This window comes from Bordetella genomosp. 1, assembly GCF_002261335.1.
In the GTDB taxonomy this organism is placed as follows: Bacteria; Pseudomonadota; Gammaproteobacteria; order Burkholderiales; family Burkholderiaceae_B; genus Bordetella.
The window spans coordinates 404,734-428,342 of record NZ_NEVL01000006.1 but is presented as its reverse complement, the minus strand read 5'-3'; the positions used below and the strand labels follow the sequence as shown (position 1 = coordinate 428,342).

Sequence of the window (23,609 nt, the reverse complement as noted above, 5' to 3'; positions counted from 1 at the left end):
TAGCGAAAACCAGTTATTTCGGCCTCCTATACTGGTCTGCATCGCATCTCCCGGCAGACTGGCACGCCATGCAACCCGAATTCACCACCCGACCCGAGATCCAGGGCACCTACGGCGTCGTGTCGTCCACGCACTGGCTGGCGTCGCAGGTGGCGATGGGCGTGCTGGAGCGCGGCGGCAATGCCTACGACGCCGCCGTGGCCGGCGGCTTCATGCTGCAGATCGTCGAGCCGCACCTGAACGGGCCGGGCGGCGAGGTGCCGATCCTGTTCTGGGACGCGGCCGAAGGACGCATGCGCGCGCTGTGCGGCCAGGGGCCCGCGCCCGCGCTGGCGGCGCCGTCGACCTTCCGCGGGATGGGCCTGGACCTGGTGCCGGGCATCGGCCTGATGCCGGCCACCGTGCCCGGTGCCTTCGGCGCCTGGCTGACCCTGTTGCGCGACTACGGCACCTGGGAGCTGGCCGAGGTGCTGGCGCCCGCGATCTCGTACGCGCGCGACGGCTTTCCGCTGGTGCCGCGCATCTCGCAGGCGATCCTGGCCGTGCAGGCGCTGTTCCAGGGCGAATGGACTTCGTCCGCCGAGGTGTGGCTGCCGCAGGGACAGGTGCCGGCGCCGGGCAGCTTCATGCGCACGCCCGCCATCGCCGCCACCTACGAACGCATCCTGGCCGAAGCGGCTGCGCGCGCAACCGACCGGCGCGGCCGCATCGATGCCGCGCTCGCGGTCTGGTATCGCGGCTTCGTCGCGGATGCCATCGACGATTTCTACACGCACGCCGAGATCCGCGACACCACCGGTGAACGCAATCGCGGCCTGCTGCGCAAGGCCGACCTGGCCGACTGGCGCGCCACCTACGACGAGCCCGTGACGCTGGACTATGGCCGCTACACCGTGGCCAAGTGCGGAGTGTGGTCGCAGGGGCCGGTGCACCTGCAGCAGCTCGCCATCCTGCGCGAGCTGGGCATGGAAGGCCTGGCGCCGGATTCCTTTGCCTTCGTGCATCGCGTGGCCGAGGCCGCCAAGCTGGCCTTCGCCGACCGCTGCGCCTGGTACGGCGATCCCGATTTCGTGGACGTGCCGCTGGCCGAGCTGCTGTCGCAACCCTATGCGCAGGCCCGCGCGGCGCAGATTTCCGCGCTGGCCAGCACCGAGCTGCGCCCGGGCGCGCCGGGCGGCCGCGCGCCGCGCATGCCCGACCTGGACGCGGCGGCGCGCACGCTGGCGCGCGCCGACACGCGCTTCGGCGTGGGCGAGCCGACCTTCGCCGCGCTGCCGCCGGTGGCCGAGTGGGCCGCGCGCGAGATCTTCGTGGGCGACACCTGCCAGATCGACGTGATCGACCGGCACGGCAACATGGTGGCGGCCACGCCGTCGGGCGGCTGGCTGTCGTCGAGCCCGGTGGTGCCGGGCCTGGGCTTCCCGCTCACGACGCGGCTGCAGATGACCTGGCTCGACGAAGGCCTGCCCGGCAGCCTGGCGCCGGGCAAGCGCCCCTCGACCACACTGTCGCCCGGCCTGGTGCTGCGCGACGGCAAGCCATACCTGGCGTTCGGCACGCCGGGCGGCGACCAGCAGGATCAGTGGACGGTCGCGTTCCTGTTGCGCCATGCCGCGGGGCTGAATCTGCAGGCGGCCATCGAGGCGCCGTCGTGGCACATCGATCACTTCCCCGGTTCGTTCTGGCCGCGCGCCACCACGCTCAACCGGCTCACGGTGGAGTCGCGCATGCCGGCGGCCACGCTAGATGCGCTGCGCGCCGCCGGGCACGACGTGGTGGTGGGCGGGCCGTGGTCGGAAGGCCGCATCAGCGCCTGCGCGCGCGAGGTGCGCGCAGGCGGCGGACTGCTGCTGAAGGCCGGCGCGAATCCGCGCGGCATGCAGGGCTACGCGGTCGGGCGCTGACGCGCCGCGCATACGATTTCATACCAGCCGGCACAGACCGGCTCACACACGCAAGGGGTAAACCTCATGACATTGCCAATCAAGAAACTGCTGGGCGGCCTCGCGGCCGGCCTGGTCTTCGCGGCGTCCGCCGCACAGGCCGCCTGGCCCGAAAAGCCCATCACCATCATCGTGCCGTGGGCGGCGGGCGGCTCGACCGACATCCTGGCGCGCATGCTGTCCGAAGGGCTGACGCAGTCGCTGGGCCAGCCGGTCGTGGTGGAGAACCGCTCGGGCGCCTCGGGCAATATCGGCACCGCCTTCGTGGCGCGCGCCAAGCCGGACGGCTACACCCTGCTGGTGGGCTCGATGAGCACGCACACCATGAACCAGGCGCTCTACACCAACATGCCGTTCGACGGCGTGAAGGACTTCACGCCGATCGCCGAGCTGGCCCTGGTGACCAACACCATGGTGGTGCACCCCTCGGTGCCGGCCAAGGACCTGAAGGAATTCGTCGCCTACGCCAAGGCCAATCCCGACGCCGTGGCCTACGCGTCGGCGGGCCAGGGCTCGACCAATCACCTGAGCGCGGTGCTGTTCGAGCGCGCGGCCGGCGTGAAGATGATGCACGTGCCCTATCGCGGCGGCGCGCCCGCCGTGATGGACACGGTGGCGGGGCGCACGCAGGTGCTGTTCAGCGCCGGCACGCAGACGCTGCCGCACGTGCAGTCGGGCAAGCTCAAGCTGCTGGCCGTGACCGAGGCCGAGCGTTCGCCGCTGCTGCCCGAGGTGCCCACGGTGGCCGAGACCCTGCCCGGCTACGAGCTGGCGGTGTGGTACGGCGCCTTCGGTCCGGCGGACATGCCGCCCGAACTCACGGCCCGCCTGAACAAGGAAATCAACGCGATCCTCAAGCGCCCCGACGTGATCAAGAAGATGAACGACATGGGGGTGGTGCTGACCGAGACCACGCCGGAGCAGTTCGGCACGCTGCTGGCGCAGGATGCGCAGAAGTACGGCAAGCTCATCAAGGAACTGGGGATCACCGCCGAATGACCGACGCCGCCGCTCCGCTTGCCACGGCCGCCGCGCTGGACCGCCTGTGCGCGGCCCATGCGGCCGGCGACCTCGATGCCGCGTTCGCCGCGATCGACGCGTTTGCCGCGGTGTCGCTGTCGCACCGGCTCTGCACCGCCAACCGCTTCGACGCGCAGGCCATGCGCGTGGTGCGGCTCTACAGCTCCAATCCGCAGGCCTATCCGCCCGGCGGCAGCAAGGACAAGGCGGGCACGCCGTGGGGGCAGCGCGTGCTGCTCGATCACGAGGTGTTCGTGGGGGCGGGCGTGGACGCGATCCGCGCCTTCTTCGACGACCACGACGCGATCGCGCGGCTCGGCCTGCGCTCGGTGATCAACGTGCCGGTCGTGCATGCGGGGCAGTGTCTTGGCACCTTCAACTTCCTGATGCCGTTCGAGCAGCCCGAAGCGAGCCACGTGCACGCGGCGCGGCTGGCGGGCGCGCTGGCCTTGCCGCTGTTCCTGCTCGAACGCCAGCGCGCGTCGGCCTGACCCGCCCGCCTTACTCGGACAGTTTGATGGCGCCGCTGTCGAGCAGCGTCCGCCATTTCGCCGTGTCCGTCGCGATGAAGCGCTCCAGGTCGGCGCGCGTACCGCCCGCGGCAACCATGCCCGCGTTGGCGACGGCGGCGCGGAAGGCGGGCGCCTGCACCGTGCGCCGCAGCGCGGCGTTCAAGGCGTCGAGCACGGCCGCGTCGATGCCGGGCGAGGCCGCCACCGAGAACCACTGGCTCGCGTCGTAGTCGGGAAAGCCCGACTCGGCCACCGTCGGCACGTCGGGCAGCGCCGGCAGGCGGCCGCGCGTGGTGACCGCATAGGCTTTCAGCGTGCCCGCCTTGATCTGCGGCAGCACGGGGGCCGAACCCAGGATGGCCAGCGGGATCTGCCCGCCCGCGACGTCCGACACGGCCTGTCCGCCGCCCTTGTAGGGCACATGCACGATGCGCGTGCCGGCGGACTTGTTGAGCAGCTCGCCGGCCAGGTGCTGCGACGTGCCGTTGCCGGAACTGCCGTAGCTCCAGGCGTCGGGCCGCTTGCGCGCATCGGCCAGCACCGCGGCCAGGCTGGGCAGCGCGCGCGGCGCCGGCCCCACGATGACCATCGGGCCCTGGGCCAGCAGCATCACCGGCGCGAGCTCCTTGCCGATGGCCGGCTGCGGCGTGGGATAGATGAGCGGACCCGGCACGGTGATGAGGTAGCCGTCGCCCGGCTTGCTGCGTGCGACCTGCTGCAGGGCGATCGCGCCCGATGCGCCGGGCTTGTTTTCCACCACCACGTTCAGGCCGGTGCGCGTGGCCAGGTCCTGCGCGGCGACGCGCGTGAGCACGTCGGCCGTGCCGCCCGGCACGAAGCCGACGATCCAGGTGATCTGTTTGCCGGGCCAGGCCAGCATGGGCTCGGCGTGGCCGGTCAGCGGCAGGGCCAGCGCGCATCCCAGGCCCAGCCAGGCGATATGTCTACGGAAGGCAGACGTCATGATTTCCCCTTGTGCGAATCGCCGCTCGTCTTCGCGAACGGATCATTCCCGGTCGGGCCGGCCGGGCGTGGTGTTGGGGTGCTCGGTGCAGGATTGGTTGAAGGCCTGCACCATCTTCAGCATAGGCCCGAGCACCCAGGTATTGAAAATCAGGATGTCGCTTTCTTCCTTGGGATCCTGCTTCAGGTTGAAGAGGTAGGGCGACTCCAGCTTGCCCTTGCCCTCGTTGACCTCGGGTTCCCAATAGAAGTGCAGCTTCCAGTCGCGCCACTTCAGCGCGCGCAGCTCGTTCTTGATGTAGAACAGAAAGCCTTCGCGCGCCGAGTCGGCACGCGCGCCGGTGAAGAAGTCGGTCTGGTCCAGGCCGTCGATCGGCCGGTCCTGCGGCAGGCTGGCGCCGCCGATGTGCGACAGGGTGGTGAACAGGTCGGTCACGTGCACCATTTCGTTCGACACGCGCCCCGGCGCCACGCGGCCGGGCCAGCGCATGATGAACGGCACGCGCAGGCTGCCTTCCATCGCCGTGTGATACGTGCCGGTCCAGGGGCCGGCCGTGCCGCGGTAGGGCTTGCGGAACTCCGGCCCGTTGTCGCTGCAGAAGATGAAGACGGTGTCGTCGCGCAGGCCGAGCGCATCGACCTCGGCCATGATCTGGCCCACGCGATGATCCATTTCCACCATCGAATCGGCGAAGTCGCCGGCGCCCGTGCGGCCCGCGAAGTCGGGATGGGGCAGGGTGGGAAAGTGCAGGTGCACCAGCGGCAGATACAGAAAGAACGGGCGGCCCGTGCCCGCGTGCTCGCGCATGAAGGCCTGGGCGTGGCCCACCAGGTCGGCATCGATGGCGCGGCGGCTGTCCAGGTCGTAGAGCTTGACGTTGGACGAGGGCGCGCCGGCGCGGCCCTCCATGATGTAGGGCAGGTCGGCCACGCTGGGATCGAAGCCGATCGACGCGGTGAACTGGCTCTCGTCGGTGGTGCGCGGGATGCCGTACCAGTGGTCGAAGCCGCGGTCGGAGGGATAGCGCCCGGGGATGTCGCCGAGGTGCCATTTGCCGTAGTGCGCCGTGGCGTAGCCCTGGCCCGAGAGCTGCTGGGCCAGCGTGATCTCGTCGCGCGTCAGGCCCTGCGGCAGGCCGGGCGGCACGGATTGCAGGCAGCCGGTGCGGATCGGGTGGCGGCCGCTCATCAGCGCCGAGCGCGTCGGCACGCAGTCGCTTTCGACGTTGAAGTTCTGCAGCAGCAGGCCTTCGCTGGCGAGCCGGTCGATGTTGGGCGTGGGCGCGCCCCGCAGCGCGCCGCCGCCGTAGCAGCCGAGCTCCCCCCAGCCCAGGTTGTCGGCGACGATGAGAACGATGTTGGGGGACTTCGGCATGGCGGCGGATCTCTCGGAAAGCGGGGGTTTACCGCGATTCTAGGAGCGGGCGCGCGCCGTAATATTCCCAAAAGTAGTTATCGGGATAACCAACGTTCATGAATCTTTCGCTGCGCGACATCGAGTATTTCCTCGCCGCCGTCGAACACGGCAACCTGGAGCGCGCCGCGACCGCCTGCGGCGTGAGCCAGCCGGCCCTGTCCAAGTCGCTGCGCCGGCTCGAGGCGGATACCGGCCTCTCGCTGATGCAGCGCGCGGGGCGCGGCCTGAGCCTGACCTCCGAGGGCCTGGTGTTTCTCGAGCATGCCAACAAGCTGTGGGCGGAGTACCGCGACGCGGTGCGCCATGCGATGGAGCTGCGGGTCGGCGAGGCGGGGTTGCTGCGCGTCGGCGCCACCGGCGCCACCGTGGACAGCGTGGTGATGCCGGCGCTGGCGCGGCTGCTGCCGCGCCGGCCGGCGCTGCGCATCCAGCTGGCGCAAGGGCTCTCGGATGACCTGAACGGCCAGGTCGAAAGCGGCCGGCTCGACCTCGCCGTCACGCCGATCTACGCCGATGGGCCCGCGACGCTGCGCCAGGAGATCATGTTCGAGGATGCGCTGTGCGTGGCGGCCGGCCGCGGTCATCCGCTCGCGGCGCGCACGCGGCTGGCGCTGCGCGACCTGTCCGGGCAGCGCTGGATCCTGCCGCGCCCGACCTCGGTGGCGCGCCGGCTGCTGGATGCCCGATTCGCCGAGGCGGGGCTGGCGGTGCCGCCCGCGGCGCTGGAGGTCGAGCATTTTTCCGCCGGCTCGCTGCGGCTGCTCGGAGGCTCGGACATGCTGGCGGTGTTGCCCGCCAGCGCGCTCGCGGCCAGCCCGGAGGTGGTGGCGCTGCCGGTGACGCTGACCCCGCCGCTTCGACGCAGCATCGCCCTGATCTCGCGCCGTGGCACGACCTGGTCGCCCCTGATGACGGAATTCCGCGAGGCGGTGCTGGCGAGCGCCGGCCGCCCGCGCAAGCCGGGGCGCGGCTAGCCGCCGTGCCCCGCCCGCGTCACGGGCTCATCGCCCGGATGGCCTCACGGCCGGACCGGCCTCACTGCTTTGCCAGGCCGAGGTGCTCGATCAAGGTCTTCTCCTTGGCGAAGGTGGCGATGGCCCAGGCGCGGTAGTCGGCGCTGTTGCGGTAGGCCGGCTGCTGGTTGAGCTGCTGCATCACGTCCATGCTGGCCTTGCTGAACAGCGCTTCCTTGAAGGCGTCGTGCAGCTTGGCCACGACCTGCGGATCCATGCCCTTGGGGCCGGCGAGGCCATAGGGCGACACCGACACCACCTTGTAGCCCAGCTCCTTGGCCGTGGGCACGTCGGGCCAGCGCGTGGTGCGTTCCTCGCCGAAGGTCACCAGCAGCCGCATCTTGCCCGAGTCGACGAAGGTGTCCCAGCCGGTGGCGTCGCTCTGCGCCATCACGTGGCCGCCGAGCAGGGCCTGCTGCATGTCGGCGTTGCCCTTGAACGGCACGTGATTGAGCTTCACGTCGGCGTTGATGGCGAGCTCTTCGATCAGCAGGTGCGGCGACGAGCCGATGCCGGTCGAGCCGTAGTCGATCTTGCCCGGCGCCTTGCGCGCGGCCTCGATGTATTCGTTGAAGGTCTTGTAGGGCGAGTCGCTGCGCACCGTGAAGCCGAAGGTGTAGCCCGACAGGCCGATGATGAAGGTGAAGTCGTCGATCGGATGCCAGCTGGTCTTCTGCATGTACGGCATGCGCAGCATGGCCAGCGTGTAGAGCGCGACCGTGTAGCCGTCGGGCTTGGACGTCATCGCCATGGTGGCGGTGCCGAGCGTGCCGCCCGCGCCGGGGCGATTCTCCACCACGACCGGCTGGCCCAGCTTCTTGCCCGCCTCCTGCGCCACGATGCGCAGATGCCGGTCGGTCGAGCCGCCGGCCGGGAACGGCACGATCAGCGTGATGGGCTTCTCGGGAAAGCTGCCCTGGGCCCAGCCGGCGGCGGGCAGGGCGGCGCCCGCGCTGCAGGCGAGCAGCGCGGCGAGGCAGGTGCGGCGGGTGATGCGGGTCTGGCGGTTCGCCATGGTGGTTGTCTCCTGATGTTGTGTTTTTATGTCGCCCGCGCCGCTGCTACTCGCGCAGATCGATCTTCAGCGGCAGGCGCGCCAGCGCCTCCCTGAGTTGCTGCCACTGCGCCGGCGTGGCCGGCCCGGTGGCGCGCACGGCGATGTCCGGTTGGGCATCGGCCTGCACCTCGAACGGCGCCGCGCCGCTGTCGCGCGCGATGCCGTCGATGATGTCCTGCACCGTCATGGCCGCGGCGAGGCGGCGCAGATCGGGTTTGAAGATCTTGCCCACGTTGGTCATGGGCATCTGCTCGAGCACCGTGACGCGGCGCGGCCGCGCCGGCGCCTCGTCCACGTGCTGCGCGGCATGGGCGCAGAGTTCCTCGCCGGTCACCGTCGCGCCCTCGATCAGCGTCACGAACGCCACGGGCAGCTCGCCCGCATAGGCGTCGGGCGCGCCCACCGCGGCGGCGATGCGCACCTGCGGATGCCGGCCCAGCGCGTCTTCGATCACCTTGGGATCGATGTTGTGGCCGCCGCGGATGATGAGGTCCTTGGCGCGGCCCTGCAGATGCAGCCGGCCCTCCGTGTCCATGAAGCCCACGTCGCCGCTGATCAGCCAGCCGTCGGCCGTGAAGGCGCGCGCGGTGTCCTCGGGGTCGAGAAAGCCGGGAATCACGTTGGGGGCCTTGAACAGCACCATGCCCGGCTGGCCCGGCGTCACGTCGTGCGCGGGCAGGCCCGCGGCCACGTCCAGTGCCACGATGCGCACCTGCACGTGGGGCAAGGGAAAGCCCACGCAGTTCACGGGCGCGATCACGCCTTGCGGCGTGATCGACGAGATGCCGGCCATCTCCGTCATGCCCAGGCTCTCGTGCACGTGCAGGCCGAACTGGCGCTCGAAGCGCGCCGCGAGTTCGGCGGGCAGCGGCGCCGCGCCGGTGCGGCAGTAGCGCAGCGAGGAGATGTCGGCCCCGTCCAGGGGCGTGTCGGCCAGCGCCGCGAGCACCGTGGGCACGCCCAGCAGCGAGGTCGCCCGATAGCGTTCCACCAGCTTCCAGTAGTTGCGCAGCACCTCGCGGTTGCGCAGCAGCTGCGTGGTCGGGATCACGATCTCGATGCCGGCCGACAGGCCCGCCAGCGAGGCCGGCAGCACGCCCGCCACGTGGAACAAGGGGTAGCCGTTGATCATCACGTCGCCCGGCAGGGCATTCTGCGACTGCACCGCGGCCCAGGCGGTGAACACCTGGTTGCCGTGGGTGTGGATCGCCAGCTTGGGCGCGCCGGTGGTGCCGCCGGTGTGGAAGTACGCGGCCACGTCGCTGGCGCGGATGCGGCGGCCGCTCACCAGCCGATCGGCCGGCTCCTGCGCACGCGCCGCGTTGAAGTCGAACGCGCCGTCGGGCAGCGCCGGCCGGGCCGATTCGGGTTCGGACAAGGGCGCCACGCGCAGCAGCGTTTTCAGGGTGGGCACCCGGTCGCGCAGCGCCTGCGCCTTGGTCCAGGACTCGCAATCGGCCTCGGCGCCATAGGCGATCAGCACGCGGGCGCGCGCCGTGTTCATCAGCGCCGCGAGCTTGTCGAGCGACAGGAGCGGGTTGAGCGGCTGCACGATGCCGGCGGCCTCGCCGCCCCATAGCGCCAGGTGATATTCCAGGCAGCCCGGCAGCAGGATCGCCACCGTGTCGGTGGGCTGCACGCCCAGGCGGTGCAGCAGATTGGCGGTCTGGTGCAGGTGACCGAGCAGCGTGCGATAGCTCCAGCGGATCGGCGCGTCGTCGGGATCCGCGGTGCGCAGAAAGGTGAGCGCGGGCGCGTCGCCGAACGCCGCGGCCGAATTGCGGAAGATCTCGTAGGTGCTCTGCACCGTCAGCGCCTCGGCCAGCGGCGTGGCCTCGATGCGGCGCACGTCCGCCGCCGAGCGGATCGGGAAGGGCGCGCGAAAGGGCGGGGCCAGGGGCGGAGCCGCGCTGGCCGCCGCGCTCGCCGCCGCGCTGGCCGCCGCACTGGCCGCCGCATCCGCCTGCGCATCCGTCGAGGGCGCCGCGGCGGCGCGGCCTTCCGCCTGTGCCCGGCGGTCCGGCAGGAGGTCGGCCGGGCTCATGCCGCCGCCTCCGCGGGCAGGGCGCGGCCCAGCGCGATGTAGCGGCGCAGATGATGGTCTTCGTCGCCGAACTGGTGGTTGATCATCACCAGCCGCTTGGCGTAGTGCGCCAGCGGCAGCTCCCAGGTCATGCCGATGCCGCCGTGCAGCTGGATGCTCTCTTCGGCCACGCGCGTGCCGACGCGGCCGATCGTGACCTTGGCCGCCGACAGCGCGCGTTCGCGCACGGCGCGGTCGGGATGGTCGAGCGCGGCGGCGGCGTTGATCACGGCCGAGCGTGCCTGCTCGATTTCGATCAGCAGGTCGGCCATGCGGTGTTGCAGGGCCTGGAAGCGGCCGATGACCTGGCCGAACTGCTTGCGCGTCTGCAGGTATTCCAGCGTGGCGTCGCGGGCGCAGTCCATCGCGCCCACGGCCTCGGCGCACAGCGCCAGGATGCCGCGGCCCACGGCCCGCTCCAGCACGTCGTGGCCCTGGTCCGGCGTGCCGAGCGCGGCCTCGGCCGGCACCCGCACCTGCGTCAGCGTGACCTCGGCGGCGCGGCCGCCGTCGATGAGCGGATAGCCGCGGCGCGCCACGCCCGGCGCGTCGGCGGGCACGAGAAACAGCGCGATGCTGTGGGCCGCGTCGCGTGCGCCGCGCACCCGCGCCGACACCAGCAGCAGATCGGCCTGGTCGCCCAGCGCCACCACGGCCTTCTCGCCGTCGAGCACCCAGCCCTCGCCGTCGCGCTCGGCGCGGGTGCCGACCTCGCTCAGGGCATAGCCGGTGTCGGGCTCGGCGTGCGCCAGCGCGGCCACCGTGCTGCCGTCGATCAGCGCGGCGAGCCGTGCGCGCTGCGCATCGGTGCCAACCGCCGCGATGGCGCTGCCCACCACCAGCGTGTCGAGAAAGGGCTCCACGACCAGGCCGCGGCCGAGCGCCTCGAACACCACGCCGATGTCGAAGCCCGCGCCGCCCAGGCCGCCATCGGCCTCGGCGAACAGCGCGCCGACGGCGCCGAGTTCGGCGAAGCGCTGCCACATGTCGCGGCGAAAACCGGTGTCCGACGTGGCGATCGCGTCGCGCGTGGCGAAGTCGTACTGCTCGGAGACGAAGCGGCGCAGCATGTCGCCCAGCATGCGGCGGTCTTCGGTGTGTTCAAAGTTCATGATGCGGCTTCCTACAGGCCGAGCATCATCTTGGTGATGATGTTCTTCTGGATTTCGTTGGAGCCGCCGAAGATCGACAGCTTGCGGTTGTTGAAGTACTGCGCGGCGGCGCTGTCGGCGCCCTCGGGCCCGATGCGCTCGCCGGCATAGCCGGATTCCAACGCGGCCGCGACATAGGGCCGCGCGTAGGGGCCCATCGCCAGGCGGTTGAGTGCCGTGATCTCCTGGCGGATCTCGGTGCCGCGCACCTTGAGCATGGAGCTCTCGGCGCCCGGCACGCCGCCCTGGGCCGCGGCCGCGATCACGCGCAGATTGGTGGTGCGCATGTTGTCGAGCTCGATCTCCACGCGCGCGAGCCGGGCGGCGAAGTCGACGTCGTCGATCAGCGCCTGGCCGCCGCGGCGCTGGCGCCGCGCCACCTGCTTGAGCCGCGCCAGCGCGGCGGTGGACTGGCCGACCCCGGCGATGTTGGTGCGTTCGTAGGTGAGCAGGTACTTGGCGCAGGTCCAGCCGCGGTTCTCGGCGCCCACCAGGTTGGCGGCGGGCACGCGCACGTCGGAGAAGAACACTTCGTTGACTTCATGTTCGCCGTCCAGCGTGATGATGGGGCGCACCTCGATGCCCGGCGAGTCCATGTCGATCAGCAGAAAGCTGATGCCCTCCTGCGGCCGGCCTTCGGTGGCGGTGCGCACGAGGCAGAAGATCATGTTGGCGTACTGGCCCAGCGTGGTCCAGGTCTTCTGCCCATTCACGACGTAGCTGTCGCCGTCGCGCACCGCGGTGGTCTTGAGCGAGGCGAGGTCGGAGCCGGCGCCGGGTTCGGAGTAGCCCTGGCACCACCAGTCGGCGCCGCTCAGGATGCGCGGCAGCCAGTAGCGCTTCTGCGCCTCGTCGCCGTACTTGATGAGCACCGGTCCCAGCATGCTGAGGCCGAACGGCACGATGCGCGGCGCACCGGCCAGCGCGCACTCGTTCTCGAAGATGAACTTCTGCACCGTGGTCCAGCCCGTGCCGCCGTGCTCGACCGGCCAGTGGCTGGCGAGCCAGCCGCGCGCATTCAGGATCGCGTGCCACTCGCTCATGTCGTCGCGGCTCAGGTGCTTGCCGCCGTGCACCTTGGCCGAGAGGCGCTCGGGCAGGTTCTCGCGCAGGAACGCGCGCACGGTGTCGCGAAAGGCGCGTTCTTCGGGGGTGAATTCCAGATCCATCGTCTACCTCAGTAAATGTCGAACAGGCCGGCCGCGCCCATGCCGCCGCCCACGCACATGGTGACCACCGCGCGGCGGGCGCCACGGCGGCGGCCTTCCAGCAGCACGTGGCCGACCAGGCGCGCGCCGGTCACGCCGAACGGATGACCCAGCGCGATGGCGCCGCCGTTCACGTTCAGGCGCTCCATCGGAATGCCGAGCTTGCGCTGGCAATAGAGGGCCTGCGAGGCGAAGGCCTCGTTCAGTTCCCACAGATCGATGTCGTCCACGCTCAGGCCATGGCGGGCGAGCAGGCGCGGCACGGCGTAGACCGGGCCGATGCCCATTTCGTCGGGCTCGCAGCCCGCGATGGCCAAGCCGCGAAAGGCGCCCAGCGGCGCGAGGCCGGCGCGTTCGGCCTCGCGCGCCTCCATCAGCACGCAGGCCGCGGCACCGTCGGAGAGCTGCGAGGCATTGCCGGCCGTGACGAACTGGCCCGCGCCGCGCACGGGTTCGAGCGCGGCGATGGCTTCGTAGCGCGTGCCGGCGCGATTGCAGGTGTCGCGGTCGATGGTCACCTCGCGCTCCTCGCTCGCGCCGGTGGCCTTGTCGGTGACCCGCATGCGGGTGGTGACCGGGATGATCTCCGCGTCGTAGCGGCCCTCGCGCTGCGCCGCCTCGGTGCGGGCCTGGCTCTGCACCGCGAAGCGATCCTGGTCCTCGCGGCTGATGCCGTAGCGCGCGGCCACGATGTCGGCGGTCTCGATCATCGGCAGGTAGATCTCGGGCTTGTGTGCCACCAGCCAGGGATCGAGGCCGCTGCCGTCGTCGCGCGTGCGGATCGCCGAGACGGTCTCGACGCCGCCGGCGATCATGGCGGGCGCGCCGTCGACGATGATGCGGCTCGCGGCCGAGGCGATCGCCTGCAGGCCCGAGGCGCAGTAGCGGTTGATGGTGGCGCCGCCCACGCTCACGGGCAGGCCGGCGCGGATCACGGCCTGGCGCGCCACGTTGCGGCCCGTGTTGCCTTCGGGGTAGCCGCAGCCGATCAGCGCGTCCTCGATGAGGGCGGGATCGATGCCGGCGCGCGCCACGGCGGCCGTGATCGCGTGGGCGGCCAGCGTCGGGCCGGCGATCAGATTGAATTCGCCGCGATGGGCCTTGGTGATGGGCGTGCGCGCGGTGGCGACGATGACGGCTTCACGCATGCGAGGCTTCCTGTGAGGTCCGGGCGGCGCCCGGCGTGGCGTTGAGGCTGGCGAAATCGCGGCCGCTCTCGGCCAGCGCGACCAGCAGCGGCGCGGGCTGCCAGAAGCGCCGGTCCTGCGGCGCGAAGCGGCGGATGTCCTGCAGGATCTGCGGCAGGCCGACCCGGTCGGCGTGAAACAGCGGCCCGCCGAGATGGCGCGGGAAGCCGTAGCCGCGCAGGAACACCACGTCGATGTCCGAGGGGCGCAGCGCAATGCCTTCGGCCAGCACGCGCGCGGCTTCGTTGACCATGGCGGCGAGGTAGCGCCGCATGATGTCGTCGGCGCCGAAGGCCTGCGGCTGCACGCCGGCGCGGGCGCGCTCGGCCGCGATGATGGCCAGCACCTCGGGGTCGGGCGTGCCCTGGCGCGCGCCGTCGGCGTAGCGATAGAAGCCGCGCCCGGTCTTCTGGCCGAACCAGCCGCGCTCGCACAGCCGATCGGGAATCTGCACGTAGCGCAGCGCCGGATCGCGCGTGGCGGCGCGACGCTTGCGCGTGGCCCAGCCGATGTCGCCGCCGGCGAGATCCGCCATCTGGTAGGGCCCCATCGGATAGCCGAAGTCGCGCACGGCGGCGTCGATCTCGTAGGGTGAGGCGCCGTCTTCCAGCATCAGGTCGGCCGCCTGGCGATAGACGGCGAGAATGCGGTTGCCGATGAAGCCGTCGCACACGCCTGCGCGCACCGCCGTCTTGCCCAGGCGCCTGGCGAGCGCAAGGCCGGTGGCGAGCGCCTGCGGGCCGGTGGCCGCGCCCACCACCACTTCCACCAGCTTCATGATGTTGGCCGGCGAGAAGAAGTGCAGGCCGATGACCGACCGCGGCCGCTTGGTTGCGGCCGCAATCTCATTGACGTCCAGATAGGAGGTATTGGTGGCGAGCAGGGCGTCCGCGCGGGCCACGCGGTCGAGCTCGCGGAACACGCTGCGCTTGACCGCCATGTCCTCGAACACCGCTTCGATGACGAGGTCGGCCTCGGCCAGCGCCTCGTAGCGCGTCGCCCCGGTGATGCGCGCCATGCGCCCGGCCTTCTGGTCGGCGCCCATGCGCCCCGTCTCTTCGAGCAGCGCATAGACCTGTTCCACGCGCGCCAGGCCGCGCGCGAGCGCCGCGTCGTCCTGCTCCACCATCACCACGCGCAGCCCCGCGTCGAGCAGGCTCACGGCGATGCCGGCGCCCATGGTGCCGCCGCCGACCACGCCGCAGACCTGCAGATCGAGCGGTTGCGCGCCGTCCAGGCCGGGCACGCGGGCGGCTTCGCGTTCCGCGAAGAAGGCGTGCACCAGCGCGGCGCGCTGCGGGCTCGCCACGCAGGCCAGGAAATGCTCGCGCTCGCGCTTGAGGCCAGCCTCGAACGGCAGCTCGAGCGCCGCACGCACGGCGTCGACGATGCGGGGCGGCGCAGACAGCCCGCGCGCCTGGCGGGCATTGCGGGCGTCTGCGGCCTCCAGCGCGGCGCGCGTGGCGGCGGCATCGGCCAGGCCCTGCGCGTCGCGCGTGGGCCGGGGGCCGGCGCCCGCCTTCAGGCGCGCCGTGGCCCAGGCAATCGCCTGCGCCTCGAGCGTGTGGGTCTCGCCCTCGATCATCGCGTCGAGCAAACCGGCCTGGCGTGCGCGCTCGGCGGCGAGCGGCTGGCCGCCCAGCATCAGGTCGAGCGCGGCGGCGGCGCCCATCAGGCGCGGCGCGCGCTGCGTGCCGCCGGCGCCGGGCAGCAGGCCGAGCGTGACCTCGGGCAGACCGAGCCGGGTGCCCGCCAGCGCGACGCGATAGTGCGCGGCCAGCGCGAGCTCGAGGCCGCCGCCGAGCGCGTGGCCGTGCAGGGCGGCGAACACGGGCTTGGTGCTGGCCTCGATCAGATCGAGGACCTCGGGCAGCGACGGCGGTTGCGGCGCCTGGCCGAACTCACGGATGTCGGCGCCCGCGCTGAACTGGCGGCCCGCGCCCAGGATCAGGATGGCGGCGACTGCGGGATCGGACTGGGCGGCGGTCACGGCATCGCGCAGGGCCCGGCGCACGGCCGCGCCCAGGGCATTGACCGGCGGATTGTCGAGCGTGAGGACGAGCAGGTCGTCGTGGCGGCGCGCCTGTACGGCGCCGGTGGCGGTGTCGGCCATCGGGCGTTGTCTCCTTGCGGCGGCGCTGGGCCGCAAGGCCCGCGCTGTCCGGTTGATGTTGTGCATTCATTCTTTCTCAGCAAATCCTTCTTGACAATGGCATCGGCAATTGACAGGGCGTTCAATAAAATTTGACAATCAGCGCGAAGGAGCCCCCGATGGACACCAAATCCCTGACCCTGCTGGTGGAGATACTCGACGCCGGCAATCTGAGCGAGGCCGCGCGCCGGCTCAAGATGACGCGCGCCAACGTGAGCTATCACCTGACCCAGCTCGAGCGTTCGGTGGGGATGCAGCTCGTGCGGCGCACCACCCGCCACGTCGAGGCCACGGAGATCGGGCTCAAGCTGTATCAGCACGGCCGCGCGATCCGCGAGGAGCTGGTGGCCGCGCGCGAGTCGATCGACACGCTGGGCAAGACGCCGCAGGGGCGGGTGCGCCTGAGCGTGCCGAGCGGCTACGGCCAGTTCGTGATGCAGCCCTGGCTGCTGTCGTTCAAGCAGACCTATCCCGACATCGTGCTCGACGTGCTGTTCGAGAACAGCGTGGAGGACCTGCTGCGCGACGAGGTCGACATCGCCGTGCGCATCATGTCGGAGCCGCCGCAGAACCTGGTCGCGCGCGAGCTCGGCCAGGTGCGCTACGTGGCCTGCGCCTCGCACGACTACGTGGCGCGCCGCGGCCTGCCGCAGGCGCCGGCCGCGCTGACGCAGCTGCCGGTGGTGAGCGCGGCGGTGATCGGGCGGCCGCTGCGCCTGTCGGCCTATCGTGACGCACAGCCGCGCGAGCACGTGGTGCTCGAGCCCACGGTGGTGTCGCGCAACTATGCGTTTCTGCGCGCGGCGGTGCAGTCGGGGCTGGGCATCGGCGTGCTGCCCGACTACGTGGTGCACGAAGACCTGGCGCGTGGCGAGCTGGTGCAGGTGTTGCCGCAATGGCGCCTCAGCATCTTCGGCCGCGCGATGTACATGCTCTACATGCCCAACCGCCATCCGCCGCGGGCGCTGGCCATGATGATCGAATACATCCTCGCCTGCGCCCATGCGGAGCACGAGGGCCGCCCGGGCCTGCTGGCGCCGGCCGGCGTGGCGCGCGCGCCGGCTGGGATATAGTCGATCGCAGGGCGCGCCCGCCGGTGCGCCATCGCTGGAGAAACCTCATGTCGACCGTGCGATTGCTGAGCGACGACGAAGTGCGCAACAACCCGCAGGCCTGGGCGGTGTTCGAAGACATCCGCGCCACGCGCAAATCGGATTTCGTGAACAACTTCTGGCGCGCGCTCGCCAACGATCCGCCGGCGCTCGAGCGCACCTGGGGCCAGCTCAAGCAGGTGATGATGAGCGACGGCGAGCTCTCGCCGCTGGTGCGCGAGATGATCTACATCGCCGTGTCAACGGCGAACGGCTGCGCCTACTGCATCCACTCGCACACGGCGGCGGCGAAGGCCAAGGGCATGACCGACCAGGCGCACGCCGAGCTGGTGGCGGTGATCGGGATGGCGGCGCAGACCAATGCGCTCGTCACGGCCATGCAGGTGCCGGTCGACGAGGCGTTCCAGGTGAAATAAGGCGGCGCGGCCGCGCCGCCGGCCGGTGCTGCATGGCCGGCGGTGGGGCGTGCGCGGGGGCCGCGCACGCCGCCAGGGTCAGCGCAGTTCGCTCACGGCCCGGCCGATGCGTTCCATGGCAGTACGCAGCTGGGCTTCGGAGGTGGCGTAGCTGATGCGGAAGTACGGCGCGAGGCCGAAGATGCTGCCCGGCACCACGGCCACGTCGTGGTCGTTGAGCAGGTAGGCGCAGAAGTCCGCGTCGGTGGCCAGCTTCTGGCCCTTCGGCGTGGTCTTGCCCAGCACGCCTTCGCAATTTGCGTAGGTGTAGAACGCGCCTTCCGGACGGCGGCAGCGGATGCCGGGGATGGCGTTGAGCGCGTCCACCACCAGGTCGCGGCGGCGGCGGAACGACTCACGCCGTTCGGCCAGCACGTCCTGCGGCCCATTGAGCGCTTCGATCGCGGCGGCCTGCGTCACCGAGCACGGGTTCGACGTGCTCTGGCTCTGCACCACCGCCATCGCGGCGATCAGTTCTTTCGGGCCGCCCGCATAACCCAGGCGCCAGCCTGTCATGGCGTAGGCCTTGGACAGGCCGTTGACCGTGAGCGTGCGGTCGGCCAGCTTCGGCTCCACCTGCACCATGGTCTTGAAGGCAAAGCCGTCATAGATCAGGTGTTCGTAGATGTCGTCGGCCAGCAGCCACACGTGCGGATGACGCAGCAGCACGTCGGCGATGGCGCGCAGCCGCGCCTCGTCGTAGGCCGCGCCCGAGGGGTTGGACGGCGAGTTCAGCATCAGCCAGCGGGTGCGCGGCGTGATGGCGCGTTCGAGATCGGCCGGATCCAGCAGGAAGCCGTTTTCTTCGCGCGCATCGACCTGCACGGTCGTGCCGCCGGCGATGGTGATCATGTCGGCGTAGGAGGTCCAGTACGGCGTGACGACGATGACTTCGTCGCCCGCGTCGAGCGTGGCCATCAGCGCGTTGTGGATCACCTGCTTGGCGCCGGCGCTGGCCGTGATCTGGTCGAGGCCGAAATCGAGGCCGTTTTCGCGCTTGAACTTGCCCGCGATCGCGGTTTTCAGCGCGATCGTGCCGTCGAGCAGCGTGTACTTGGTTTCGCCGGCCTCGATCGCGCGGACCGCGGCCTGCTTGACGTTGTCGGGCGTGTCGAAGTCGGGCTCGCCGGCGCCGAGCACGATCACGTCGCGGCCGTCGCGCTTGAGCTGGGCCGCGCGCGCGCCGATGCGCAGGATCTCGGACACTTCGATCTTGGCGATCCGGCTGGCGCGCCGCAACACCGGTTTTTCAGCAGGAGTAGCAGAGGTGGACATGGCTTGCTTTGCTTCTGTGAGGTCGGGCTAGACGGCGGCCGTGACCATGATTTCAACGAGGATGTCGGGGGCGGCGAGCTCGATCGCGCCGCAGCACCGCGCCGGCGCCTGGCCGGACGCGATCCAGGCATCATAGACCGCATTCATGCCGGCGAAGTCGGCCATCGACTTGAGCCAGATGGTCACGTTCAGCGCGCGCGACTTGTCGGTGCCGGCCGCGGCCAGCATCTCGTCGACCTTGGCCAGGACCTGGCGGGTCTGGCCGCCGATGTCCTGCGAGCGGTCGTCGGCGGTGTGGCCGGCGAGGTACACGGTGTTGTTGTGGATCACCGCGCGCGCGCGGCGGCTGTTCTGGTCCAGGCGGGTGATGGGCAGGCGCTCGCTCATTGCTGCGCTCCCTGGCCGCTCACGCGACGGCAGTGGTTCAGCGCGGCCTGCACCAGGTTGTCGCTGGCTTCGGGCGTGCGGAAGGCCGAGTGGGCCGACAGCGTGACGTTGTCGAGTTCGTAGAGCGGATGTTGCGCGGGCATCGGTTCGACCTCGAACACGTCCAGGCCGGCGGCGCCCAGCTTGCCGCTCTTGAGCGCGGCGATCATGGCGGCCTCGTCGACGATGGCGCCGCGGGCGGTGTTGACCAGGATGGCGCCGTCGCGCATCTGCTGGATGCGTTCGGCCGACAGCAGGCCGCGCGTCTCGTCGTTGAGCAGCAGGTGCACCGACACCACGTCGCTCTGCGCCAGCAGGTCTTCGAGGCTGACGAAGGTCACGCCCGGATGGCTCTTGGCGCTGCGGTTCCAGGCCAGCACCTTCATGCCGGCGCCCTGCGCCAGGCGGGCCACTTCGGCCGCGATGCCGCCGAAGCCCACCAGGCCGATGGTCTTGCCGGTGAGTTGCACGGCGTCGGTGCGCAGCCAGTTGCCGGCGCGCATGCCGCGGTCCATCTTGGCGAAGCCCTTGGCGGCGGCCCACATCAGCGCGAACGCGCACTCGGCCACGGCGGTGTCGCCATAGCCCTTGATGATGTGCACCTCGATGCCGAGCTCGGCCAGCTCTTCCGGATTCATGTACGAGCGCGCGCCCGTGCCGAGAAACACCACGTGCTTGAGTGACTTGCACTCGCGCGCGATGGCGGTGGGCAGGTGCGTGTGGTCGATGATCGCGATCTCGGCGTCGCCGAGCTTGGCCGGGATCTGGTCGGACGTGATGTCGGGCTGGCGGTTGATCACCAGCTGCGGATCATCCTTGCGATGCAGGCGTTCGGCCACGGCGGACAGCGTGGGATTGGCGTCGAGGAACACAGCTTTCATGGGAATCCTTGAGAGGGTCGAAGGGTGAGGGGTCAGCAGGGCGGCAGCAGGCTGGTTTCGGCCAGCCGCGCCTCCGCGTAGTCGGCGAGCGCGTTGCCCATGTAGATCTCGGCATAGCCGCGCCGGGTGAGTTCGATCAGATGATCGAGGTGGTGATCGATGTGGCGCGCCATCAGGGCCTCGACGCGCGCCAGGTCGCGCGCGAGCAGCGCGCGCACGATGTCGGGATGATCGGTGCGGGTGTGGGCCCGGCGCGAACGCAGGTCCATCCAGCGCGCAAAGCGGATGCGCTCGTTGATCGAGCGGATCGAGCGCTGGAACTCGTCGTTGTGCGTGAGCGCGGCCAGGCGCTCGTGGAACTCCTCGTCGCGCCAGAGCAGGCGGATGGCCTGGCCGTCGGTTTCGGGCTCGTCCTGGTGCTGTTCGGCCAGCTCGAGCAGGGCCAGCAGCTCGGCCTCGGTGGCACGCGCGCACACCAGCCGCACGATGCCCAGCTCCACCGTGGCGCGGTATTCGTAGAGCGCCAGGATCTGCTGGGCGTCGAGCGCGCGCACCGTATAGCCGCGGCTCGGCGTGGCCACCAGAAAGCCCTCCGCCGCCACCCGGTTGAGCGCCTCGCGCACCGGCGTGCGCGACACGCCCAGGCGGCGCGCCAGCTCGACCTCGTTGATGCGTTCGCCCGGCCGCAGGCGGAAGGTGGTCGCCATGGCCTTGATGCGGTCGTAGATGTTGGCCGGCGAGGGCGCGAGGGTTGCCGTCATGGTGTCGGGTGCGGGTGCCGCTTGCCTGGGCCGCTCGGCGGCCGGCAGTGCAAGTGGCTGAAAAATCGGGAAATTCTGCCGGCTGTCCGGCCAGGGCGCTATCCGGGACAACCTGTATTTGAAGCTGTATACAGATGATGATGCTTGGAGTGTATGCAGTCAAGTGATATGATTTTTTCACCCGTCGCGACGCAGTGTCCGGTTGCGGCAGGAGCGGCGCCGGCCTTTCGGGCCGGACCGTCCGCGCAGTCCGAATTCGCCAGCGCCCGGGCGTCCCCGGGGGCTTTTCCGATCCGTCGCCGCGAGCCAGGAACGAGCTCGCGCCAACCACGAGACGCTTGCCATGACCTCTGCCAGCCCCGCACCCCTCGCCGACCGCACCGGCGGCCAGGTGCTCATCGATCAGTTGCTCGCCCAGGGCGTCGATCGCGTCACCTGCGTGCCCGGCGAAAGCTACCTGGCCGCGCTCGACGCGCTCTACGACAGCGGCGTCGAAGTGATCTCCTGCCGCAACGAGGGCGGCGCGGCCATCATGGCCGAGGCCTACGGCAAGCTCACCGGCCGCCCCGGCATCTGCTTCGTCACGCGCGGCCCGGGCGCCACCAACGCCAGCCACGGCGTGCACATCGCCATGCAGGATTCCACGCCGATGATTCTGTTCATCGGCCAGGTCGACCGCAGCATGAAGGAGCGCGAGGCGTTCCAGGAAATCGACTACCGCGGCATGTTCGGCGCCATTTCCAAGTGGGTCGTGGAGATCGACAGCGCCGAGCGCGTGCCGGAGCTGGTGGCGCGCGCGTTCCGCGTCGCCATGCAGGGCCGCCCGGGCCCGGTCGTGATCGCACTGCCCGAAGACATGCTGGTCGACGTGGTCCAGGTGCAGGACGCGCCGCGCGTGGAGCCGGCGCTGGCCTGGCCCGCGCCCCATGATCTGCAGCAGCTCGGCGAGCTGCTGTCCAAGGCGCGCAAGCCGATCGCCGTGCTGGGCGGCTCGGGCTGGGACGAGGCCGCCTGCGCCGCGTTCGCCCGCTTCGCCGAGCGCGCCAAGCTGCCGGTGGCCACGTCGTTCCGCCGCGCCGCGCTGTTCGATGCCGACCATCCCAACTATGCCGGCGACCTGGGCATCGGCCCCGACGCCAAGCTCAAGGCCCGCATCACCGAGGCCGACCTGATCCTGCTGATCGGCGGCCGCCTGTCGGAGATGCCGTCGTCGTCGTACACGCTGCTCGACGTGCCGGTGCCGCAGCAGACGCTGGTGCACGTGCATCCGGGCGCCGAGGAGCTGGGCCGGGTGTACCAGCCCGACCTCGCCATCCTGGCCTCGCCGCGCGGGTTCGCGGCCGCGCTGGAGCAGGTGCAGGTGCCCGCCGCGCCCGCCTGGGCCGGCAGCGCCGAGCAGGCCCACGCCGAATATCTCGCCTGGACCGACGTGGCGCGCAAGCTGCCCGGCGACTTCCAGTACGGCGAGGTCGTCACCTGGCTGCGCGACCGCCTGCCGGCCGACGCCATCATCTGCAACGGCGCGGGCAATTACGCCGGCTGGCTGCACCGTCATCACCGCTTCCACCGCCACGCCACCCAGCTCGCGCCCACCAGCGGCTCGATGGGCTACGGCGTGCCGGCCGCGGTGATGGCCAAGCGCCAGCTGCCGGAGCGCGTGGTGGTGGCGTTCGCGGGCGACGGCTGCTTCCTGATGAACGGCCAGGAGTTCGCCACGGCGGTGCAGTACGACGCGCCGATCATCGTGGTGGTGGTCGACAACAGCCAGTACGGCACGATCCGCATGCACCAGGAACGCGACTACCCGGGCCGTGTGGTGGCCACGCAGCTCACCAACCCCGACTTCGCCGCGATGGCGGTGGCGTTCGGCGGCCACGGCGAGCGCGTCGACACCACGGCGCAGTTCGCACCGGCCTTCGAACGCGCGCTGGCCAGCGGCAAGCCCGCGATCCTGCACTGCAAGCTCGACCCGCGTGCCCAGTCGCACGGCCGCGACTTCACGCCCAAGGCGTAAGGCGGCCGGGCCGCGCCGCCAGCGGGTGGCGCGGCGCGCGGATCGACTACTATCCGCGGTGCGTCGCGGCCGCGTCGTGCGAGATGCCGGCCGCGGCCTGACTCGTCTGCCAGGATCGCCGGGAACCACGCAGGCCAGCGCCGCCCCGTCTTCGGATCACCGGGCCGCCGCGCGGCCCTGCGAGCCGGCCCCGTGGCCCACCTTGCATCACCGGAGATCCCATGAGCACCGCCAGCGACAGCGTCGTCGACAAGGTCTACGAACAGATTCGGGACATGGCGATCGGCTATGTGTTCAAGCCCGGCGAACGCCTCAACGAAGTGGCGCTCGCCAAGCAGCTGGGCGTGTCGCGCACGCCGTTGCGCGAGGCGCTCAACCGCCTCAGCATCGAGGGCCTGCTGCGCTTTCTGCCGGGCAAGGGCTTTTTCTGCCGCGACCTCGACGTGCAGGAGATCTTCTCGCTCTATGAGCTGCGTCGCGCGATCGAAGTGGCGGCGGTGCGCCTGACCATCGCGCGCGCGCAGGACGCCGACATCCAGGCCCTGATCGGCTTTCTCGACGCCACCGGCCCCGACGCGGGCGAGCGCGACATCGCCGAGCTGGTCGCGCTCGACGAGGCCTTCCACGAACGCGTGATGGCGATGTCGAACAACGTCGAGATGCTGCGCGTGCTCAAGAACGTGAACGCGCGCATCCGCTTCGTGCGCTGGATCGACATGAAGCGCGCCGACCGGCCGGCCTCGCAGGACGAGCACCGCCGGCTGGCCCAGGCCCTGCTGGCGCGCGACGAGGCCGAATGCGTGGCCATCCTGGAAAAGCACATCGGCCGCCGCATGGACCAGATCGTCTCGGCCATCCGCGAGGGCTACGCCCAGATCTACATGAGCGGCGTGCCCGCCTGATCCGCCCGCGAGGGAACCGCGGCCGCGCGGCGGTTACTCACGCCCAGAGGGCGTGCGCGCATCGCGGCGGCCCGTCA

General features: G+C 70.8%; 20 protein-coding genes. 8 read left to right on the top strand and 12 right to left on the bottom strand.

The features are described 5' to 3' along the window. The first annotated feature begins 68 nt into the window (after positions 1–68). The 3 genes from CEG14_RS24050 (at position 69) to CEG14_RS24040 (ending at position 3,454) form a co-directional block, all read left to right on the top strand. The gene (locus CEG14_RS24050) at positions 69–1,904 is read left to right on the top strand and encodes a gamma-glutamyltransferase family protein (protein ID WP_094828926.1); all 1,836 of its coding nucleotides are present in this window, start codon (positions 69–71) and stop codon (positions 1,902–1,904) included. A 66-nt stretch (positions 1,905–1,970) separates the two neighbouring features. Further along, positions 1,971–2,942, top strand: a complete 972-nt coding sequence (locus CEG14_RS24045) for a Bug family tripartite tricarboxylate transporter substrate binding protein (protein WP_094828925.1) — start codon at positions 1,971–1,973, stop codon at positions 2,940–2,942. After that, positions 2,939–3,454: a GAF domain-containing protein gene (locus tag CEG14_RS24040; protein ID WP_094828924.1), complete on the top strand. Its 516-nt coding sequence runs from the start codon at positions 2,939–2,941 to the stop codon at positions 3,452–3,454. The genes CEG14_RS24045 and CEG14_RS24040 overlap by 4 nt, the downstream gene beginning before the upstream one ends. Positions 3,455–3,464: 10 nt before the next feature. Here CEG14_RS24040 and CEG14_RS24035 read toward each other — a convergent pair whose 3' ends face one another. After that, complete coding sequence (locus CEG14_RS24035) at positions 3,465–4,439, bottom strand: Bug family tripartite tricarboxylate transporter substrate binding protein (RefSeq protein WP_094828923.1); 975 nt, start codon at positions 4,437–4,439, stop codon at positions 3,465–3,467. Positions 4,440–4,481: 42 nt separating this feature from the next. Beyond that, complete coding sequence (locus CEG14_RS24030) at positions 4,482–5,813, bottom strand: arylsulfatase (protein ID WP_094828922.1); 1,332 nt, start codon at positions 5,811–5,813, stop codon at positions 4,482–4,484. A gap of 98 nt (positions 5,814–5,911) precedes the next feature. Here CEG14_RS24030 and CEG14_RS24025 point away from each other — a divergent pair, with 98 nt between their 5' ends. Further along, the gene (locus CEG14_RS24025) at positions 5,912–6,829 is read left to right on the top strand and encodes a LysR family transcriptional regulator (RefSeq protein ID WP_094828921.1); all 918 of its coding nucleotides are present in this window, start codon (positions 5,912–5,914) and stop codon (positions 6,827–6,829) included. Positions 6,830–6,890: 61 nt separating this feature from the next. On the opposite strand, the gene CEG14_RS24020 is transcribed toward CEG14_RS24025, so the two are convergent. The 6 genes from CEG14_RS24020 to CEG14_RS23995 are packed head-to-tail and all read right to left on the bottom strand — an operon-like array spanning position 6,891 to position 15,667. Further along, the gene (locus CEG14_RS24020; protein ID WP_094828920.1) at positions 6,891–7,883 is read right to left on the bottom strand and encodes a tripartite tricarboxylate transporter substrate binding protein; all 993 of its coding nucleotides are present in this window, start codon (positions 7,881–7,883) and stop codon (positions 6,891–6,893) included. 46 nt (positions 7,884–7,929) lie between these two features. Beyond that, the gene (locus CEG14_RS24015; RefSeq protein ID WP_094828919.1) at positions 7,930–9,969 is read right to left on the bottom strand and encodes an acyl-CoA synthetase; all 2,040 of its coding nucleotides are present in this window, start codon (positions 9,967–9,969) and stop codon (positions 7,930–7,932) included. Beyond that, the gene (locus CEG14_RS24010; protein WP_094828918.1) at positions 9,966–11,120 is read right to left on the bottom strand and encodes an acyl-CoA dehydrogenase family protein; all 1,155 of its coding nucleotides are present in this window, start codon (positions 11,118–11,120) and stop codon (positions 9,966–9,968) included. Before CEG14_RS24010 ends, CEG14_RS24015 begins: the two co-directional genes overlap by 4 nt. Before the next feature lie 11 nt (positions 11,121–11,131). Then, positions 11,132–12,328, bottom strand: a complete 1,197-nt coding sequence (locus CEG14_RS24005) for an acyl-CoA dehydrogenase family protein (protein ID WP_094828917.1) — start codon at positions 12,326–12,328, stop codon at positions 11,132–11,134. A gap of 8 nt (positions 12,329–12,336) precedes the next feature. Continuing rightward, positions 12,337–13,515, bottom strand: coding sequence for an acetyl-CoA C-acyltransferase (locus CEG14_RS24000; protein ID WP_094828916.1), 1,179 nt, complete (start codon positions 13,513–13,515; stop codon positions 12,337–12,339). After that, a complete protein-coding gene (locus CEG14_RS23995) occupies positions 13,508–15,667 on the bottom strand; it encodes a 3-hydroxyacyl-CoA dehydrogenase NAD-binding domain-containing protein (RefSeq protein ID WP_094828915.1) in 2,160 nt (719 codons plus the stop codon). The genes CEG14_RS24000 and CEG14_RS23995 overlap by 8 nt, the downstream gene beginning before the upstream one ends. Before the next feature lie 158 nt (positions 15,668–15,825). On the opposite strand from CEG14_RS23995, the gene CEG14_RS23990 reads away from it, so the two are divergent. Continuing rightward, the gene (locus CEG14_RS23990) at positions 15,826–16,779 is read left to right on the top strand and encodes a LysR family transcriptional regulator (RefSeq protein WP_094828914.1); all 954 of its coding nucleotides are present in this window, start codon (positions 15,826–15,828) and stop codon (positions 16,777–16,779) included. Between the two features lie 47 nt (positions 16,780–16,826). Beyond that, complete coding sequence (locus CEG14_RS23985) at positions 16,827–17,234, top strand: carboxymuconolactone decarboxylase family protein (RefSeq protein ID WP_094828913.1); 408 nt, start codon at positions 16,827–16,829, stop codon at positions 17,232–17,234. A gap of 78 nt (positions 17,235–17,312) precedes the next feature. Here the strand turns inward: CEG14_RS23985 and CEG14_RS23980 are convergent, their stop codons facing one another. Genes CEG14_RS23980 through CEG14_RS23965 form a run of 4 tightly spaced genes read right to left on the bottom strand, consistent with a single transcriptional unit; the run spans position 17,313 to position 20,616 of the window. Next, entirely contained in the window at positions 17,313–18,548 is a 1,236-nt protein-coding gene (locus tag CEG14_RS23980) for a pyridoxal phosphate-dependent aminotransferase (RefSeq protein WP_094828912.1), read from the bottom strand. 27 nt (positions 18,549–18,575) lie between these two features. Further along, on the bottom strand, positions 18,576–18,935 hold the full coding sequence (locus CEG14_RS23975; RefSeq protein WP_094828911.1) for a RidA family protein: 360 nt from the start codon (positions 18,933–18,935) through the stop codon (positions 18,576–18,578). Beyond that, on the bottom strand, positions 18,932–19,855 hold the full coding sequence (locus tag CEG14_RS23970; protein ID WP_094828910.1) for an NAD(P)-dependent oxidoreductase: 924 nt from the start codon (positions 19,853–19,855) through the stop codon (positions 18,932–18,934). Before CEG14_RS23970 ends, CEG14_RS23975 begins: the two co-directional genes overlap by 4 nt. Positions 19,856–19,887: 32 nt before the next feature. After that, on the bottom strand, positions 19,888–20,616 hold the full coding sequence (locus CEG14_RS23965) for a GntR family transcriptional regulator (RefSeq protein ID WP_094828909.1): 729 nt from the start codon (positions 20,614–20,616) through the stop codon (positions 19,888–19,890). A 343-nt stretch (positions 20,617–20,959) separates the two neighbouring features. Between CEG14_RS23965 and CEG14_RS23960 the strand changes: the two genes are divergently transcribed. Beyond that, complete coding sequence (locus CEG14_RS23960) at positions 20,960–22,630, top strand: thiamine pyrophosphate-binding protein (RefSeq protein WP_094828908.1); 1,671 nt, start codon at positions 20,960–20,962, stop codon at positions 22,628–22,630. Positions 22,631–22,851: 221 nt separating this feature from the next. Next, positions 22,852–23,532, top strand: coding sequence for a GntR family transcriptional regulator (locus tag CEG14_RS23955; protein WP_094828907.1), 681 nt, complete (start codon positions 22,852–22,854; stop codon positions 23,530–23,532). The last annotated feature ends 77 nt before the right edge of the window (positions 23,533–23,609 follow it).

Excerpts from the sequence above, each read along its gene's own strand:
- CEG14_RS24050 (WP_094828926.1), top strand. The coding sequence starts at position 69 with ATGCAACCCGAATTCACCACCCGACCCGAGATCCAGGGCACCTACGGC.
- CEG14_RS24045 (WP_094828925.1), top strand. The coding sequence starts at position 1,971 with ATGACATTGCCAATCAAGAAACTGCTGGGCGGCCTCGCGGCCGGCCTG.
- CEG14_RS24040 (WP_094828924.1), top strand. The coding sequence starts at position 2,939 with ATGACCGACGCCGCCGCTCCGCTTGCCACGGCCGCCGCGCTGGACCGC.
- CEG14_RS24035 (WP_094828923.1), bottom strand. The coding sequence starts at position 4,439 with ATGACGTCTGCCTTCCGTAGACATATCGCCTGGCTGGGCCTGGGATGC.
- CEG14_RS24030 (WP_094828922.1), bottom strand. The coding sequence starts at position 5,813 with ATGCCGAAGTCCCCCAACATCGTTCTCATCGTCGCCGACAACCTGGGC.
- CEG14_RS24025 (WP_094828921.1), top strand. The coding sequence starts at position 5,912 with ATGAATCTTTCGCTGCGCGACATCGAGTATTTCCTCGCCGCCGTCGAA.
- CEG14_RS24020 (WP_094828920.1), bottom strand. The coding sequence starts at position 7,883 with ATGGCGAACCGCCAGACCCGCATCACCCGCCGCACCTGCCTCGCCGCG.
- CEG14_RS24015 (WP_094828919.1), bottom strand. The coding sequence starts at position 9,969 with ATGAGCCCGGCCGACCTCCTGCCGGACCGCCGGGCACAGGCGGAAGGC.
- CEG14_RS24010 (WP_094828918.1), bottom strand. The coding sequence starts at position 11,120 with ATGAACTTTGAACACACCGAAGACCGCCGCATGCTGGGCGACATGCTG.
- CEG14_RS24005 (WP_094828917.1), bottom strand. The coding sequence starts at position 12,328 with ATGGATCTGGAATTCACCCCCGAAGAACGCGCCTTTCGCGACACCGTG.
- CEG14_RS24000 (WP_094828916.1), bottom strand. The coding sequence starts at position 13,515 with ATGCGTGAAGCCGTCATCGTCGCCACCGCGCGCACGCCCATCACCAAG.
- CEG14_RS23995 (WP_094828915.1), bottom strand. The coding sequence starts at position 15,667 with ATGGCCGACACCGCCACCGGCGCCGTACAGGCGCGCCGCCACGACGAC.
- CEG14_RS23990 (WP_094828914.1), top strand. The coding sequence starts at position 15,826 with ATGGACACCAAATCCCTGACCCTGCTGGTGGAGATACTCGACGCCGGC.
- CEG14_RS23985 (WP_094828913.1), top strand. The coding sequence starts at position 16,827 with ATGTCGACCGTGCGATTGCTGAGCGACGACGAAGTGCGCAACAACCCG.
- CEG14_RS23980 (WP_094828912.1), bottom strand. The coding sequence starts at position 18,548 with ATGTCCACCTCTGCTACTCCTGCTGAAAAACCGGTGTTGCGGCGCGCC.
- CEG14_RS23975 (WP_094828911.1), bottom strand. The coding sequence starts at position 18,935 with ATGAGCGAGCGCCTGCCCATCACCCGCCTGGACCAGAACAGCCGCCGC.
- CEG14_RS23970 (WP_094828910.1), bottom strand. The coding sequence starts at position 19,855 with ATGAAAGCTGTGTTCCTCGACGCCAATCCCACGCTGTCCGCCGTGGCC.
- CEG14_RS23965 (WP_094828909.1), bottom strand. The coding sequence starts at position 20,616 with ATGACGGCAACCCTCGCGCCCTCGCCGGCCAACATCTACGACCGCATC.
- CEG14_RS23960 (WP_094828908.1), top strand. The coding sequence starts at position 20,960 with ATGACCTCTGCCAGCCCCGCACCCCTCGCCGACCGCACCGGCGGCCAG.
- CEG14_RS23955 (WP_094828907.1), top strand. The coding sequence starts at position 22,852 with ATGAGCACCGCCAGCGACAGCGTCGTCGACAAGGTCTACGAACAGATT.